Raw genomic sequence first — 13,959 nt, forward strand, 5'->3', positions numbered from 1 at the left:
GACTGCGCGCGCCCGGATGAAGACCTACAAGATCCTGCGCGACTGCCGTGTCCGCGGCGACGGCCTCCACCACGCGGTCCAAGCCGTCGCCCACATGCACAACCTCGCCCTCGCCACATGAAACCCCAGCTCAGACCGCACCCCAGCCTGCCCGCCCACCGGATTGTGCAACACCCTTTAGGCCGTGTATCGAAAGTGGCTGGTAGCGAGCCCTGGGTCATGCTCGTCGAGAATCCGGTCGCCGCTCGTCTCGCGAACCTGCGATGGTGTCTGTCATGGATTCCGAGCCCTCTACTGATCCCGCTCGTCACTATGACCCAGGGGGTTGGTTGGCTCGGTTCGCGGGTCGGATGTTCGTGGTCTGTTCGCGATGCGGGGGCCGCGCTCTCGTGATCCCCCGGCCAGGCCTGTCTGCTCCCAAATACTCCAGCGAGCTCCTGTTCCAGCCGCGTCGTCTGGCGTGTGACGGATGCGGTGCCGTCGCCGACTGGAAGCCTGAGGTGCGGGGGGCCGGGCTGGTTGGCGCAGTGCTGGGTGGTAGTGAGGATCCGTTCTTCGGGCGGCCGCTGTGGCTGCAGACCCGTTGCGTGGGCCGAATCCTGTGGGCCTACAACGAGGATCACGTCGACGAGCTGGCCGCCTACGTCAGTGCGCAATTGCGAGAGCGCGCCGGAGTTCGGCCTACGATGTCGATGTTCGCTCGCCTGCCGGCGTGGATGAAAAGGGCGGACAATCGCCCGGAGGTCCTTGCTGGTCTGGAGACGCTGCGCGCACTGGCCAAACGGACGGCCCCTGCCGACCGCTCCGATGCCGCGCACGAGCGCGGTGACCGCTCACGAGCGCGCGCGGGGATGTACTTCCGGGGCGGTCCCTATGAGTCTTAAAGACCCTGATCACAGCCATTCGTTGATGACAGCGATGACGACGGTCGCCTCGTATCGGACCGCGAGCTTGTCGTATCGCGTGGCGACCGCCCGGTGCCTCTTGAGGCGGTTGATCCCACACTCGACCGCGTGGCGCTCGCGATAGTCGGCCGGGTCGAAGTACGGCGGCCGGCCGCCGCGGGACCCGAGCCTCTGACGGTTGCGCGCCTGGTCGGCCTTGTCCGGAATGGTGCAGCGGATCCCGCGGCGGTACAGATAGGCGCGGTTCTTGCGGGAGGCGTACGCCTTGTCGGCGCGGACTCGATCTGGTCGGCTGCGTGGCCGACCTGGTCCGATACGAGGCACGCGGACCTTCTCCAGCACCGGTTCGAACTGTGGTGAGTCCCCGCGCTGCCCAGCCGTGATCACGAACGACATGGGCTTCTGACCTTGCTCCACGGCCAGGTGCAGCTTGGTGGTGAACCCGCCGCGCGAACGTCCCAGTCCGTGATCAGTGGGCTCGGTGAAGACACCGCCCGGTGGTTCCTTCTGCAGGTCACCCTGCTTGCGGGCTCCGGCTGCGTGCTGATGGGCGCGGCACACGGTGGAGTCGACGCTCAGGTCCCAAACGATCGCGCCCTTCGCGTCGGCCAGGGACTGCAGCCGAGTGAGGATCCGGTGCCAGGTGCCGTTCCGCTGCCAACGCCGGAACAGGTCGTAGATCCGTCCCCACGGTCCGTACCCGACGGGCACGTCCCGCCACGGAACGCCGGTCCGGACCCGGAACCGTATTCCGTCGATCAGCTGCCGCCGCGACCACACAGGCGGCCGCCCAGCCCTCGCCCCTGTCGGCAACAACGGCTTCAGCACTGCCCACTGCTCATCCGTGAGGTCACCCCGCGCCATGAACTGTGATCATCCAACGCTCAAGATCCGCTTTCGACACACGGCCTAGCCGCTAGGCGGCGGTGAACTGACGGCTCAGCCGGACCATCTGGGCCGGGGTCGTGTGGGGCAGGTACGCCTTGCCGATCGCGGTGCCGATGGCCGGCAGCTGGGCGGGGTCCGGGTAGGCCATGTAGAGCGGGTGGTACTCCGGCTGGAACTTGGCCTTGAAGTTCAGCAGCGAGCGGAAGCCGTAGACCGGTTCCAGCGCCTTGCCGGCGATGTCGAGGACGCGCTGCAGCGGCACCGCCTGCTCGCCGCGGTCGATCCGGGCCAGCGGGGCGCCGGACAGGCTGAGGAACTCCGCGCCCTCCTCCTTGAACTGCAGGGCCGCCGTGGCGATCAGGAACTCCATCACGCCGCGGAAGCCCTCACCGCTGCGCCGCATGAAGTCCAGCGTCCAGCCGACCGGCTGCCCCTCGCGGTAGCAGGGCAGCCAGCTGGTGATGCCGTGCAGGCTGCCCTCCTCGTCCAGCGCGACCAGGATCCGTACCCGTGGGTCGTCGAGCTCGTCCAGGCCGCCGAGAGTGAAGCCCATCTCCGGCAGGCCCTTGTCCGCGACCCACTCCTCCGACAGCGACCGCACCTGCTCCTGCACCGCCAGCGGCGCGGTCGGCCAGGTGTACCAGTGGCCGCTGATGCCGGCCTTGCCGGCCTTGTTCAGCGCGGTGCGCACGTCCTGCCACTTCTTGCCGGTGAACGCGAGGTCCGGCAGCCGCAGCAGGGTGTCCTCGGCCACCTGCACCGCCGACCACCCCAGCCCGTCCGACCGCTGCTTGATCTCGCCGGTGACGCTGTAGAAGCACGGTGACCAGCCCTGCTCGTCGCAGAACCGGCTGAACCCGGCCACCCCCGCCCGGGCCGCGTCCGGCTCGCCGTAGGGGTCGCCCATGGTGAGCGCGATGTTGCCGATCACCCGGTAGGCGACAGCGGCGCGGCCGTCCTCGCTGATCCAGTAGTCGTTACCCGGCCAGGTCGTCATGTAGGAGAGGGGCGAACCGCCGTTCTGCAGCAGCAGTGCCTCCGCCTCGTCCGCGTGGTCCTCCTTGTGCCCGGCGCCGGCCCGCCAGAAGGCGACGAGGAGTCCGCCGAGCACGACCAGCCAGAACACCGGCCCGGCCAGCTCGTACAGCGCCTTGGCCCAACCGCCGTCGGGGACGAAGGCGTAGGCCGCGTTGGTGCCGAAGAGGACGAGATAGCTGTCCGGCAGCAGCCGCTTGGGGTAGTCGGTGACCATCTGATGGAAGGTCGGCACGGGGCTGAAGTCGTTGCGGGCGTCGTAGCCGAACTTGATGTAGGCGGCGCCGACGAGCACGAAGGCCAGCACGGCAATGGCCCAGAAGGTCAGCGCGGTGCCCTTCTCCGCGCGCAGCCGGAAGTGACGGCGGGTCACCACGAGTACCGCCAGCACCGCGATCGGGACGACGAGCAACCCGATGGAGTACACCGTCACCAGCGTGACCGTGCTCGGATCCTGGGCGACGAGGACACTGCGGGTGAACAGGAAGTACCGCAGGGTCGCGGCGAACAGCAGCACCTCGAAGACCACCGCGGCCCACCACGCCATCCGCCGGCCGCGCGCCAGACCGGCCGCGATCACCAACAGGATCAGCAGCGGCACGAACAGCGTCACCACGGCCGGGCTGTGGTTGAGCAGGTAGTCCGCGCGCGCGGTCAGGCAGTCCCGCGGTGTCGCCCGCGCGCCGGTGCAGGCGTCGGTGATCACTTCCGTCCCGAAGTAGCGCGGAACGAACAGCTCCTGGTAGATCGCCAGCGGGCCGGCCCCCGAGTCGGTGAACCAGCTGATGGCCGGACCCAGCGCGGAGGTGGCCGCGAAGAGCGCGACCAGCACCCTGGTCTCGGCATAGGAGGAGGGCCGCAGCCGCACGCCCCGCAGCGACCGTCGCCGCCCCACCACGACCGCGCCGCCGACGAGGCCGACGAACGCCGCGCCCGCCCGCGCGATGTCGAGCACGTCGCCGGCATAGAAGAGGAAGAGCACCGTCATGGTGAGCAACAGCAACCGGGTCCGACGGCGCCACAGTGCCGTCAGGGCCGCGCTCAGCGCCAACCCGACGCCGGTCAGGGGCACGCTCGCGCCGACCGAGAGGCCGGTCGAGACATGGGCGTAGAGGTGGCTCACCGAGTCCTGGAGCCACGGGTCCCCCGCCACCGCGCCGACCTCGATGGCGGCGATGCCGAGCAGGGCGCCGAGCACCTGGGAGGCGAGGAAGAACGCTCCCGTCCTCAGCGGTCCCAGGCGGCGTTCCGCCGGAAGCAGCGTGGCGAGCGCGAGCAGGCTGGTGACGATGTAGGGCTTCAGCCCGTCCGCCCACAGGCCGTAGCTGAACAGGGTCCACCACTTGCCCGCGGTCACACTGGAGGTGCCGACGCCGACATGCCGCAGCAGTGAGTCGGACGGTCCGTGCAGGACGCTGCGGGTGACGATGCCGAGCACCCAGAACGCCGCCAGGAACGTCACCGTCAGTGGCGCCTTCGCCAGCAGCCGCGGGACGACGGCGGTCGCCGCCAGCCAGCGCCCGAGGTTCTCGCCGAGCCGGTGCAGACGCCCGGGCCGGGCGGCGGGCGTCTCCTCGGTGACCGCGGTGCTCTGCGCGGACGATGTCATGAGATCAGTCCGTCCTGCTTGGCGATCCAGGGCATCTCGCGTTCGAGGCCGGTCTTCCACACCCCCCAGTCGTGGCCGCCCGGGACGTGCACGAAGACCACGTTCATCCCCGCGGCCTGGGACGCGGTGAAGACCTTCTGCTGCTGCGGCCCGTAGTCGTGGTCGTCCGTGCCGGCCAGCAGCACCCCGGCGGTGTCCGGGAACTTCTTGTGCGCCATCACGCTCAGCGGGTTGACGGCGTCGAAGGCCGCCTCGTTTCCGCCGAACGCGTCGTTGACGGTCTTGCTGTGGCTGCCCAGCGTCGGCTCGTCCTGTCCCGACATGTCCAGGAACGAGCCGTAGACGCCGGGCGCGTTGACGGCCAGTTGGAGCGAGCAGGTGCCGCCGAAGGAGAGCCCCGCGGCGGTCATCGCCTTGCGGCCGGTGGCCACCTGGAGGTTCTTCGCGATCCAGCCGGGCACGTCCTTGGCCAGGTACGTCTGGGCCTTGGCGATGTGGGAGTCCATGCAGAGGGTGTTGTTGGTCAGTCCACCGAGTGGGTCCACGACCACGACGACCGGGGCCAGGCCCTGGTGGCCGGCCGCGAAGTTGTTCATCGTGGTCTCCAACTGCCCCGCCCCGACCCAGTCCTCGGGGCTGCCCGGCTCGCCCGGCATCAGGACCACCACCGGCAGCGGCGGGCGCTCCTTGGCCTTGTAGGCGGGCGGCAGCCAGATGATCGCGTCGCGGGCGGTGAAGCCCGACGCGGTCCCGGGGATCTTCGCCGTCGCCAGCGCGCCCTTGTCCGGCAGGCCGGCCGGCTTGTGCCAGACCTCGGCGACGGTCTTGCCGGCCGGCACCTTCAGCATCGGCTCCTTGTCGCCGATGGCGAGCTCGGCGGGCTGGGTCTGCCAGGGGCCGGGCAGCGTGCTGAGAGTCGGGTACTGCTGGAACTCCTGGTTCACCTTGTTCCCGGCGAAGGCCACCACCAGCAGGCAGGCGACCAGTGCGAGGATCCGACCGCGCCAGCGCAGGAACGGCAGCCGGAACAGGAAGAGCAGGACTGCGAGGACGCAGACGCCGATCCAGACCGCCGAGGTGGTCGGCAGCCCGTCCGGGAACGGCTGCCACCAGTCGTCGACCCAGACCGTGATCAGGTAGGCGAACCCGGCGGCCAGCACCAGCACGATCGGCAGCCACCGGATCCACCAGCTGCGCCGGCGCGCCACCAGCAGCCACGCCAGCGAGGCGATCCCCAGCACCGTGAGCAGCGTGGGCAGCCACCCCGACAGCAGCGACCAGTCACCCGGCCCCGCGAGCTGCGCAACCCTCCGCACGGCCCGGAACGACATCGGCGGCGCCCCTCTCAGTGATCAGTCCCTCGGGGAGATTCCAAGGGAGATCACCTGCGCACGCATGTCGATCTTGGGCCAGTTGCACTACGTCCCTGGGGTGCTGCAGCTACCTGCGGGAACAGCTGTGACCGACTCGCGCCCGCGCGGCGGATCCGCCGATCGGCGAAGCCTCGCGCCCCACAGGTAGTGCAACGGAGTGACTCAGTCCACCTCGACCGGCGCGTGGAACGCGCGGAGGCGGCCGAGGCCCGGTTCGAGGGTTTTCCAGGGGCCGGGGACGTCGATGACCGCGACCGCGGCGGCCGGGAAGCCGGAGGCGCGCAGGCGGGGCAGGGAGTCGTCGTCGAACTCGCCGGAGAGGATCTCCGCCAGGCCCTGCACGCCGGGGTTGTGGCCGACCAGCAGGACCGTGCGGACGTCCTCCGGCAGCTCCTGCAGGACCTCGATCAGCAGGCCGGGCGCAGCCTCGTACAGGCGGTCGTCGTAGACGGTGCGCGGGCGCTCCGGCAGCTCGTGGGCGAAGAGCTTCCAGGTCTCACGGGTCCGCGTAGCGGTCGAGCAGAGGGTCAGTTCGGGGAGGATGTCGGCTACCGCCAGCCACTGGCCGGCGTTCGCGGCGTCCTTGCGGCCGCGGTCGGCCAGCGGCCGCTCGTGGTCGGGCACGCCGGGCCAGTCGGCCTTGGCGTGCCGGAGGACGATGATCGTGCGGGTCGTGTCGACGCTCATGCCTGTCAGCTTCCCAGAATCAGGACGAACCGGCAGGAGCTCACCCGAGGTTGGCTGCGATCGTCGCGACGATCGCGATGGCCACGAGGATCGCGCCGATCAGCGCGAACATCTGGAGCAGCTTCTTGTTGCCGCCGGTCGGGTTCGGTTCGAGAACTGGCATGGGGTCGAGTCTGCCACTCACACCTCGTCCTCGATCTGCCGGGGTCGCCCGGCGCGCAGACCCAGCACCAGCTGGACCGCCATCAGAGCGGCGAGCAGCGCCAGCGGGCCGGACCAGCCGTGCTCGCGCTGGTACAGCACGCCGATCAGGACCGGGCCGGGGACGGAGATCAGGTACCCGACGCCCTGCACGAAGGCCGACAGCTTGGCGACGCCCTCGGAGGTGCGCGACCGCAGGCCGATCATGGTCAGCACCAGCGGGAAGGCGCAGTTCGCCACGCCCAGCAGCAGCGCCCACGCCCACGGCGCGGCCGCCGGAGCGAAGGCCAGGCCGGCGTAGGAGGCGAGGCCGCAGGCGGCGAGCACGGCCGCGACGGGGCCCTGGTGCGGCAGGCGCGCGGCGAGCGAGGGGATCACGAAGGAGAGCGGCGCGCCCACGGCCATGGTCACCGCGAGCAGCAGGCCGGACTGGGTGGCGGAGATGCCGGCGTCCTGGAAGATCTGCGGCAGCCAGCCCATCGTGGCGTAGGCGGCGGTGGCCTGCAGGCCGAAGAAGACGCCGAGCAGCCAGGCGGTGGGACTGCGGGTGATCCGGATCCGCGGCGTGTGGCCGCCCGGCGTGCCCGCGCCGTCGCGGCCCAGCATCGTCGCCTGGACCAGCCAGAGCAGCAGCGCCAGGGCACCGGCCGCCGACCAGACGCCGAGGCCGACCCGCCAGCCGCCGCCGAGGGCGGTGGTCAGCGGGACCGCGACGCCGGCCGCCACGGAGGTGCCGAGCGCGAGGGACATCGAGTAGAGCCCGGTGACCGGGCCGATCCGGTCCGGGAAGTACCGCTTGACCAGCACCGGCATCAGCACGTTGGACACCGCGATGCCTGCCAGGGCGAACGCGCTGAGCAGCAGGAAGGCCGCGCTGTCGGGCGCGAACGAGCGGGCCGCGATGCCGAGGGTGATCGCGCCCATGCCGAGGCAGACGGTCACCGCCGGACCGAGCCGGCGCGCGAGCCGCGGCGCGAGCAGGCCCACCAGGGCGAAGCAGAGCGAGGGCAGCGCGGTCAGCAGACCGGCGACGCCCGCGTTCATGTGCAGGCTGGTGCGCACCTGCTCCAGCTGCGGGCCGAGCGCGGCCACCGCGGGCCGCAGGTTGAACGCGGCGACGGCGAGGGCGAGCGCCAGCAGCCAACGGGCGCGGACCTTGGCGCCCGGCGTCGGAGCGGTGGCGCGCGCGGTGGAGGTGAGGGGGGTGGACGTCTTCTCGGGGGACAGGGCGGTGGACGAATCGGCAGGCATGAGGGGATCATACAATCATGGGATGAATTCCGGGAACGCTTTCTCCGCTCCGGTCGGAGCGGGATGATGTTCCACACATCCACGACCACACGGACCACGAACGGATCAAGAGTGACATGGCCCTCACGACGCCCCGGCGCGAGCCGCTGGCCGATCAGGTGATCGCGCAGCTCCGCGCCCAGATCACCTCTGGCGAGTGGCCGGTCGGCTCCCGCATCCCGACCGAGGCCGAGCTGGTGGAGCGGCTCGGCGTCGCCCGCAACACCGTCCGCGAGGCGGTGCGGGCCCTCGCCCACAACGGGCTGCTCGACATCCGCCAGGGCTCCGGCACGTACGTGCTGGCCACCAGCGAGCTCGCGGGCGTCATGCACCGCCGCTTCGCCGAGGCGGAGAAGTCCGAGGTGACCGAGCTCCGCATGGCCCTGGAGGCCGCGGCCGCCCGGCTGGCGGCCACCCGCCGCACCGCGCAGGACCTGCGCCTGCTGGAGACGGCGCTGCAGCGCCGCGAGGAGGCGTGGAGCTCGGGCGACGCGGAGGCCTTCGTCCTCAACGACGCCGCGTTCCACCAGGCGGTCATGGCCGCTTCGCACAACCGCGTGCTCTCGGACCTCTACGCCGACCTCGGCGAGGTGCTGCGCGAGGAGCTGCGGGACACCGTCGGTCCCGTACTGCAGGAGCACCGCTACGTGAGCCACAACGGCATCCTCGACGCCATCCGCGGTGGCGACGGCGAGGGCGCGGCCGCGGAGGCGGCGAACGCACTGCAGATGTGCAGGAGTTGACGCGGCGCACATGGAGATCGAGACGCTGCTGCGGCAGTTGGCGGACGCCCACATCCCGCAGGGGGACCGCCCCGAGGAGTTCCACCACGCCGGCAGCCTGACCGTGTCCGGGAGCGTGGTCTTCAGCAACCCCGAGCCGGAGGAGTGGTCGGAGTCCGCGGACGTGCCGCCCGGGAGGCACCCGGTGCACATCGGCGCGGTCCGGCACGCCGGGTCGGCGCTCGTCACCATGCTGCTGATACCGCTGGACGAACCCGGGGTGATCGCGGCGGCGGGCTTCGGCGAGCCCGTGGCCGACGACTACCTCGGCCCGGATCTCGGCTTTCTCTGGGACTCCACCACCATGGATGACGCCGATCTGGACGCCCTCGTGGCGCACGTCGAGGAGGAGCTCACGGAGTCGGACGTGGCCTGGGTGAACGCCGTCGTCGACCCGGAGACGGGTGCCAACGTCCTGGCCTTCGAGGTGCTCCACGAGGTGTCAGTGCGTCGCGAGTGCCGCGACGGAAGCGGCAGGCTGCTCGCGCTGCTCTACACCGGCGCGAGATGAACCCGAACGGGGCGCGGGAGCCGCAGCTCCCGCGCCCCGTTCGGGTGGAGTGTTACGCGCCGATGGCGTGGAGGCCGCCGTCGACGTGGATGATCTCGCCGGTGGTCTTCGGGAACCAGTCCGAGAGCAGCGCGACGATGCCGCGGCCGGCCGGCTCCGGGTCGGACATGTCCCAGTTCATCGGGGAGCGGGTGTCCCAGGTCTTGGCCAGGTCGCCGAAGCCGGGGATGGACTTCGCGGCCATCGAGCCGAGCGGGCCCGCCGAGATCAGGTTGCAGCGGATGTCCTGCTTGCCCAGCTCCTTGGCCAGGTAGCGCGAGGTCGCCTCCAGGGCGGCCTTCGCCGGGCCCATCCAGTCGTACTGCGGCCAGGCGACCTGCGCGTCGAAGGTCAGGCCGACCACCGAGCCGCCCTCGGTCATCAGCGGGAGCAGCGCCGTGGTCAGCGACTTCAGCGAGAACGCCGAGACCTGCATCGCGGTGGCGACGGACTCCCACGGCGTGTTGAGGAAGTTGCCGCCCAGGGCGTCCTGCGGGGCGAAGCCGATGGAGTGGACGATGCCGTCCAGGCGGTCGCCGAGCTCGGCGCGGACCTGCTCGGCCAGGCCGGCCAGCTGCTCGTTGTTGGAGACGTCCAGCTCGAGGACCTTGACCGGCTTCGGCAGCTTCTTGGCGATGCGCTCGGTCAGGGTGGGGCGCGGGAACGCGGTCAGGATGATCTCGGCACCCTGCTCCTGAGCCAGGCGGGCGGCGTGGAACGCGATGGAGGACTCCATCAGCACGCCGGTGATCAGAATGCGCTTGCCGTCGAGGATTCCACTCATGGTGATCAGTGACCCATTCCCAATCCGCCGTCCACGGGGATGACGGCTCCGGTGATGTACGCGGCCTCGTCCGAGGAGAGGAAGCGGACGGCCGAGGCGATCTCGGCCGTGGAGGCATAGCGGCCCAGCGGGACCTGCGAGACGATCTCGGCGCGGCGGTCGTCGCTCAGCACGGCGGTCATGTCGGTGTCGACGAAACCGGGGGCGACGACGTTGATCGTGATGTTGCGCGAGCCCAGCTCACGCGCCAGCGAGCGGGCGAAGCCCACCAGGCCGGCCTTGGAGGCGGCGTAGTTGGCCTGGCCGGCGGAGCCCAGCAGGCCGACGACCGAGGAGATCAGCACGACGCGGCCCTTGCGCGCGCGCAGCATGGCCTTGCTCGCGCGCTTGACGACGCGGAAGGTGCCGGTGAGGTTGGTGTCGAGGACGGAGGTGAAGTCCTCCTCCGACATGCGCAGCAGCAGGGTGTCGCGGGTGATGCCGGCGTTGGCGACCAGCACCTCGACCGGGCCGTGCGCGGCCTCGATCTCCTTGAAGGCCAGATCGACCTGCTCGGAGTCGGTGATGTCGCACTTGACGCCCAGCAGACCCTCCGGCGGCTCGCCGGAGCGGTAGGTGACGGCGACCTTGTCGCCGGCCTCGGCGAAGGCGCGGGCGATGGCGAGGCCGATGCCCCGGTTGCCTCCGGTGACCAGAACCGACCGGCTCACTGGCATACCTCTCTCACGTGCAGCGATCTCGCGGACTAGGGCGACGCTATCCGCTCGCGGAGGGCGCGGGCGAATCGACCCTCCACAGCGCCGGGTACGGGTATCTGTCGGCTTCTGACAGTCGCACGTGCCGGGGGTGCGGTTGGGGGCAGGATGCGTACCAGCAATTCCTTGACCCTCGATCCCTCAGAGGAGACCGATGTCGCGGACATCGCCAGGTATGGACGAATCCTTCCTCGCCCTGCCGCTGCGGCCGCTGGCCGACGCCGCGCTCAGCCGGGCGCGTGCGCTCGGCGTGAGCCACGCCGACTTCCGCCTGGAGCGGGTGCGCAGCGCCTCGCTGCGGCTGCGCGACGCGCGCCCGGCCGGCGGCTCGGACTCGCTGCAACTGGGCTACGCCGTGCGCGTGGTCGTCGACGGCGCCTGGGGCTTCGCCGCGGGCGTGGACCTGACGCCGGAGGCGGTGGCCCGGGTCGCGGACCAGGCCGTCGCCGTCGCCAGGCTGTCCGGCGGGCTCAGCGAGGAGGTCGTCGAGCTGGCCGACGAGCCGTCCTACGGCGACGTCAGCTGGGTGTCCTCGTACGAGGAGAACCCGTTCGACGTGCCGGACGCGGAGAAGTCCGCGCTGCTGGCGGACTGGAGCCGGCGGCTGCTGGACGCCCAGGGCGTCTCGCACGTGACGGCGAAGCTGCTCGCCGTGCAGGAGAACAAGTTCTACGCGGACACCGCGGGCACCACCACCACGCAGCAGCGCGTGCGGCTGCACCCGGAGCTGGAGGCCGTCTCCGTCGACGAGGCGTCCGGCGCCTTCGACTCGATGCGCACCCTGGCCCCGCCGGTCGGCCGCGGCTTCGAGTACCTGCGCGGCACCGGCTGGGACTGGGACGCGGAGCTGGCCGAACTGCCCGAGCTGCTGGCCGAGAAGATGAAGGCCCCGAGCGTCGAGGCGGGCCGCTACGACCTGGTGGTCGACCCGTCCAACCTGTGGCTGACCATCCACGAGTCGATCGGCCACGCCACCGAGCTGGACCGGGCGCTCGGCTACGAGGCCGCCTACGCGGGCACCTCCTTCGCCACCTTCGACAAGCTCGGCTCGCTGCGCTACGGCTCGGACCTGATGCACGTCACCGGCGACCGCACGGTCGATCACGGCCTGGCGACCATCGGCTACGACGACGAGGGCGTGCGGACCCAGGCGTGGGACCTGGTCAAGGACGGCACCCTGGTCGGCTACCAGCTGGACCGCCGGATGGCGCTGATGAAGGGCTTCGGCCGCTCCAACGGCTGCGCCTTCGCCGACTCCCCCGCACACGTGCCGGTGCAGCGGATGGCCAACGTCTCCCTCCAGCCGGCCGCCGGCGGCCCGGACACCGCCGGGCTGATCGCGGGCGTCGAGGACGGCCTCTACATCGTCGGCGACCGCTCCTGGTCGATCGACATGCAGCGCTACAACTTCCAGTTCACCGGGCAGCGCTTCTACCGGATCCGCGGCGGCAAGCTGGCCGGGCAGGTCAAGGACGTCGCCTACCAGGCCACCACCACGGACTTCTGGGGCTCCATGGAGGCCGTCGGCGGCCCGCAGACCTACGTGCTGGGCGGCGCGTTCAACTGCGGCAAGGCCCAGCCGGGCCAGGTCGCGGCCGTCTCGCACGGCTGCCCCTCGGCGCTGTTCCGCTCCGTCAACGTGCTCAACACCCAGCAGGAGGCGGGTCGCTGATGACCGCACAGAACTCCGTCAAGCCGCACGAGCTGGTCGAGCGCGCGCTGGAGCTGTCCCGCGCCGACGGCTGCGTGGTCATCGCCGACGAGGAGTCGAGCGCGAACCTGCGCTGGGCGGGCAACAGCCTGACCACCAACGGCGTCACCCGCGGCCGGACGCTCACCGTCGTCGCCACCGTCGACGGCCAGGAGGGCACCGCCTCCGGCGTGGTCTCCCGCGAGGCCGTCACCGGGGACGACCTGGAGGCGCTGGTCCGCGCCGCCGAGGCCGCCGCGCGGGCGGCGGGTCCGGCGGAGGACGCGCAGCCGCTGCTGGCGCCGACCGGGCCCGCGTCCGCCGACTTCACCGCGGCCCCGGACGAGACCACCGCGGAGGTCTACGCCGCGTTCGCCCCCGCGCTCGGCGAGGCCCTCGCGCGGGCCCGCAAGAGCGGCCGGCTGCTCTACGGCTTCGCCAACCACATGGTCACCTCGACCTACCTGGGCACCTCGACCGGCGTCCGGCTCCGGCACGACCAGCCCACCGGCACCCTGGAACTGAACGCCAAGACCGCCGACCTCTCCGCCTCCGCCTGGGCGGGCGCCGCCACCCGCGACTTCCGCGACGTGGACGTGGAGGCCCTGGAGGCGCAGCTCACCCAGCGCCTGGCCTGGGCGGAGCGCAAGGTCGAGCTGCCGGCGGGCCGCTACGAGACGCTGCTGCCGCCGTCCGCGCTGGCCGACCTGATGATCTACATGACCTGGTCGGCGGGCGGCCGTGACGCCAAGGAGGGCCGCACGGTCTTCTCCAAGCCGGGTGGCCGGACCCGCGTCGGCGAGAGGCTGGCGCAGCTGCCGCTGACGCTGCGCAGCGACCCGGCCCGGGCCGGCCTGGAGGCCTCACCCTTCGTGGTGGCGCACGCCTCCGGCGGCGACAGCTCCGTCTTCGACAACGGCCTGCCGCTGGCCCCGACGGACTGGATCCGTGGCGGCGAGCTGACCAACCTGCTGACCACGCGTCACTCGGCGGGCCTGACCGGGCTCCCGGTCCGCCCCTCGATCGACAACCTGGTCTTCGAGGGCGCCGAGCCGGAGCACGGCGCGACGCTGGACGAGATGGTCGCCCGGACCGAGCGTGGCCTGCTGCTGACCTGCCTCTGGTACATCCGCGAGGTGGATCCGGCGACCCTGCTGTTGACCGGCCTCACCCGGGACGGTGTCTACCTGGTCGAGAACGGCGAGGTGAAGGGCGCGGTGAACAACTTCCGGTTCAACGAGTCCCCCGTCGACCTGCTCGGCCGGATCACCGAGATCGGCCGTACCGAGCGCTGCCTGCCGCGCGAGTGGGGTGACTGGTTCACCCGCGCCGCGATGCCGCCGGTGCGGGTGGCGGACTTCCACATGAGCTCGGTTAGCCAGGCGTCCTAGCCCCCCGGCGGACCGTTCC

13 protein-coding genes and 1 pseudogene are annotated in these 13,959 nt (G+C 71.2%); 6 read left to right on the top strand and 8 right to left on the bottom strand.

The genetic code is table 11. From position 1 onward, the window contains the following. Together DN069_RS13035 and DN069_RS41495 are read left to right on the top strand one after the other, a co-directional pair. Positions 1-121, top strand: a pseudogene (locus DN069_RS13035) (IS5/IS1182 family transposase); the annotation flags it as partial. Between the two features lie 466 nt (positions 122-587). After that, the gene (locus DN069_RS41495; RefSeq protein WP_243639161.1) at positions 588-884 is read left to right on the top strand and encodes a hypothetical protein; all 297 of its coding nucleotides are present in this window, start codon (positions 588-590) and stop codon (positions 882-884) included. 9 nt (positions 885-893) lie between these two features. On the opposite strand, the gene DN069_RS13045 is transcribed toward DN069_RS41495, so the two are convergent. The 6 genes from DN069_RS13045 to DN069_RS13065 all read right to left on the bottom strand — a co-directional run bounded on the left by DN069_RS13045 (position 894) and on the right by DN069_RS13065 (position 7,949). Continuing rightward, positions 894-1,769, bottom strand: coding sequence for an IS5 family transposase (locus tag DN069_RS13045; protein WP_111501112.1), 876 nt, complete (start codon positions 1,767-1,769; stop codon positions 894-896). A 52-nt stretch (positions 1,770-1,821) separates the two neighbouring features. Further along, a complete protein-coding gene (locus DN069_RS42370) occupies positions 1,822-4,437 on the bottom strand; it encodes a bifunctional lysylphosphatidylglycerol flippase/synthetase MprF (protein WP_111501113.1) in 2,616 nt (871 codons plus the stop codon). Then, a complete protein-coding gene (locus DN069_RS13055; RefSeq protein ID WP_111501114.1) occupies positions 4,434-5,768 on the bottom strand; it encodes an alpha/beta hydrolase-fold protein in 1,335 nt (444 codons plus the stop codon). Before DN069_RS13055 ends, DN069_RS42370 begins: the two co-directional genes overlap by 4 nt. A gap of 204 nt (positions 5,769-5,972) precedes the next feature. Continuing rightward, positions 5,973-6,497, bottom strand: coding sequence for a SixA phosphatase family protein (locus DN069_RS13060; protein WP_111501115.1), 525 nt, complete (start codon positions 6,495-6,497; stop codon positions 5,973-5,975). A 40-nt stretch (positions 6,498-6,537) separates the two neighbouring features. Then, complete coding sequence (locus DN069_RS42375) at positions 6,538-6,660, bottom strand: SGM_5486 family transporter-associated protein (RefSeq protein ID WP_279387894.1); 123 nt, start codon at positions 6,658-6,660, stop codon at positions 6,538-6,540. 17 nt (positions 6,661-6,677) lie between these two features. Further along, on the bottom strand, positions 6,678-7,949 hold the full coding sequence (locus DN069_RS13065; RefSeq protein WP_111501116.1) for a CynX/NimT family MFS transporter: 1,272 nt from the start codon (positions 7,947-7,949) through the stop codon (positions 6,678-6,680). A 116-nt stretch (positions 7,950-8,065) separates the two neighbouring features. Between DN069_RS13065 and DN069_RS13070 the strand changes: the two genes are divergently transcribed. Further along, complete coding sequence (locus DN069_RS13070; RefSeq protein ID WP_111501117.1) at positions 8,066-8,731, top strand: FadR/GntR family transcriptional regulator; 666 nt, start codon at positions 8,066-8,068, stop codon at positions 8,729-8,731. 10 nt (positions 8,732-8,741) lie between these two features. Further along, on the top strand, positions 8,742-9,281 hold the full coding sequence (locus DN069_RS13075; RefSeq protein WP_111501118.1) for a hypothetical protein: 540 nt from the start codon (positions 8,742-8,744) through the stop codon (positions 9,279-9,281). A 52-nt stretch (positions 9,282-9,333) separates the two neighbouring features. Here DN069_RS13075 and fabI read toward each other — a convergent pair whose 3' ends face one another. Together fabI and fabG are read right to left on the bottom strand one after the other, a co-directional pair. Further along, positions 9,334-10,104 (bottom strand): enoyl-ACP reductase FabI, encoded by a 771-nt coding sequence (fabI, locus tag DN069_RS13080; RefSeq protein ID WP_111501119.1) that lies wholly within the window; start codon positions 10,102-10,104, stop codon positions 9,334-9,336. Positions 10,105-10,109: 5 nt separating this feature from the next. Further along, the gene (gene fabG / locus DN069_RS13085) at positions 10,110-10,814 is read right to left on the bottom strand and encodes a 3-oxoacyl-[acyl-carrier-protein] reductase (protein WP_111501120.1); all 705 of its coding nucleotides are present in this window, start codon (positions 10,812-10,814) and stop codon (positions 10,110-10,112) included. A 220-nt stretch (positions 10,815-11,034) separates the two neighbouring features. Between fabG and DN069_RS13090 the strand changes: the two genes are divergently transcribed. Continuing rightward, positions 11,035-12,531 (top strand): TldD/PmbA family protein, encoded by a 1,497-nt coding sequence (locus DN069_RS13090; RefSeq protein WP_111501121.1) that lies wholly within the window; start codon positions 11,035-11,037, stop codon positions 12,529-12,531. Then, positions 12,531-13,940: a metallopeptidase TldD-related protein gene (locus DN069_RS13095; RefSeq protein ID WP_111501122.1), complete on the top strand. Its 1,410-nt coding sequence runs from the start codon at positions 12,531-12,533 to the stop codon at positions 13,938-13,940. The genes DN069_RS13090 and DN069_RS13095 overlap by 1 nt, the downstream gene beginning before the upstream one ends. Positions 13,941-13,959: the final 19 nt, after the last annotated feature.

The organism is Streptacidiphilus pinicola, from assembly GCF_003258295.1.
In the GTDB taxonomy this organism is placed as follows: Bacteria; Actinomycetota; Actinomycetes; order Streptomycetales; family Streptomycetaceae; genus Streptacidiphilus; species Streptacidiphilus pinicola.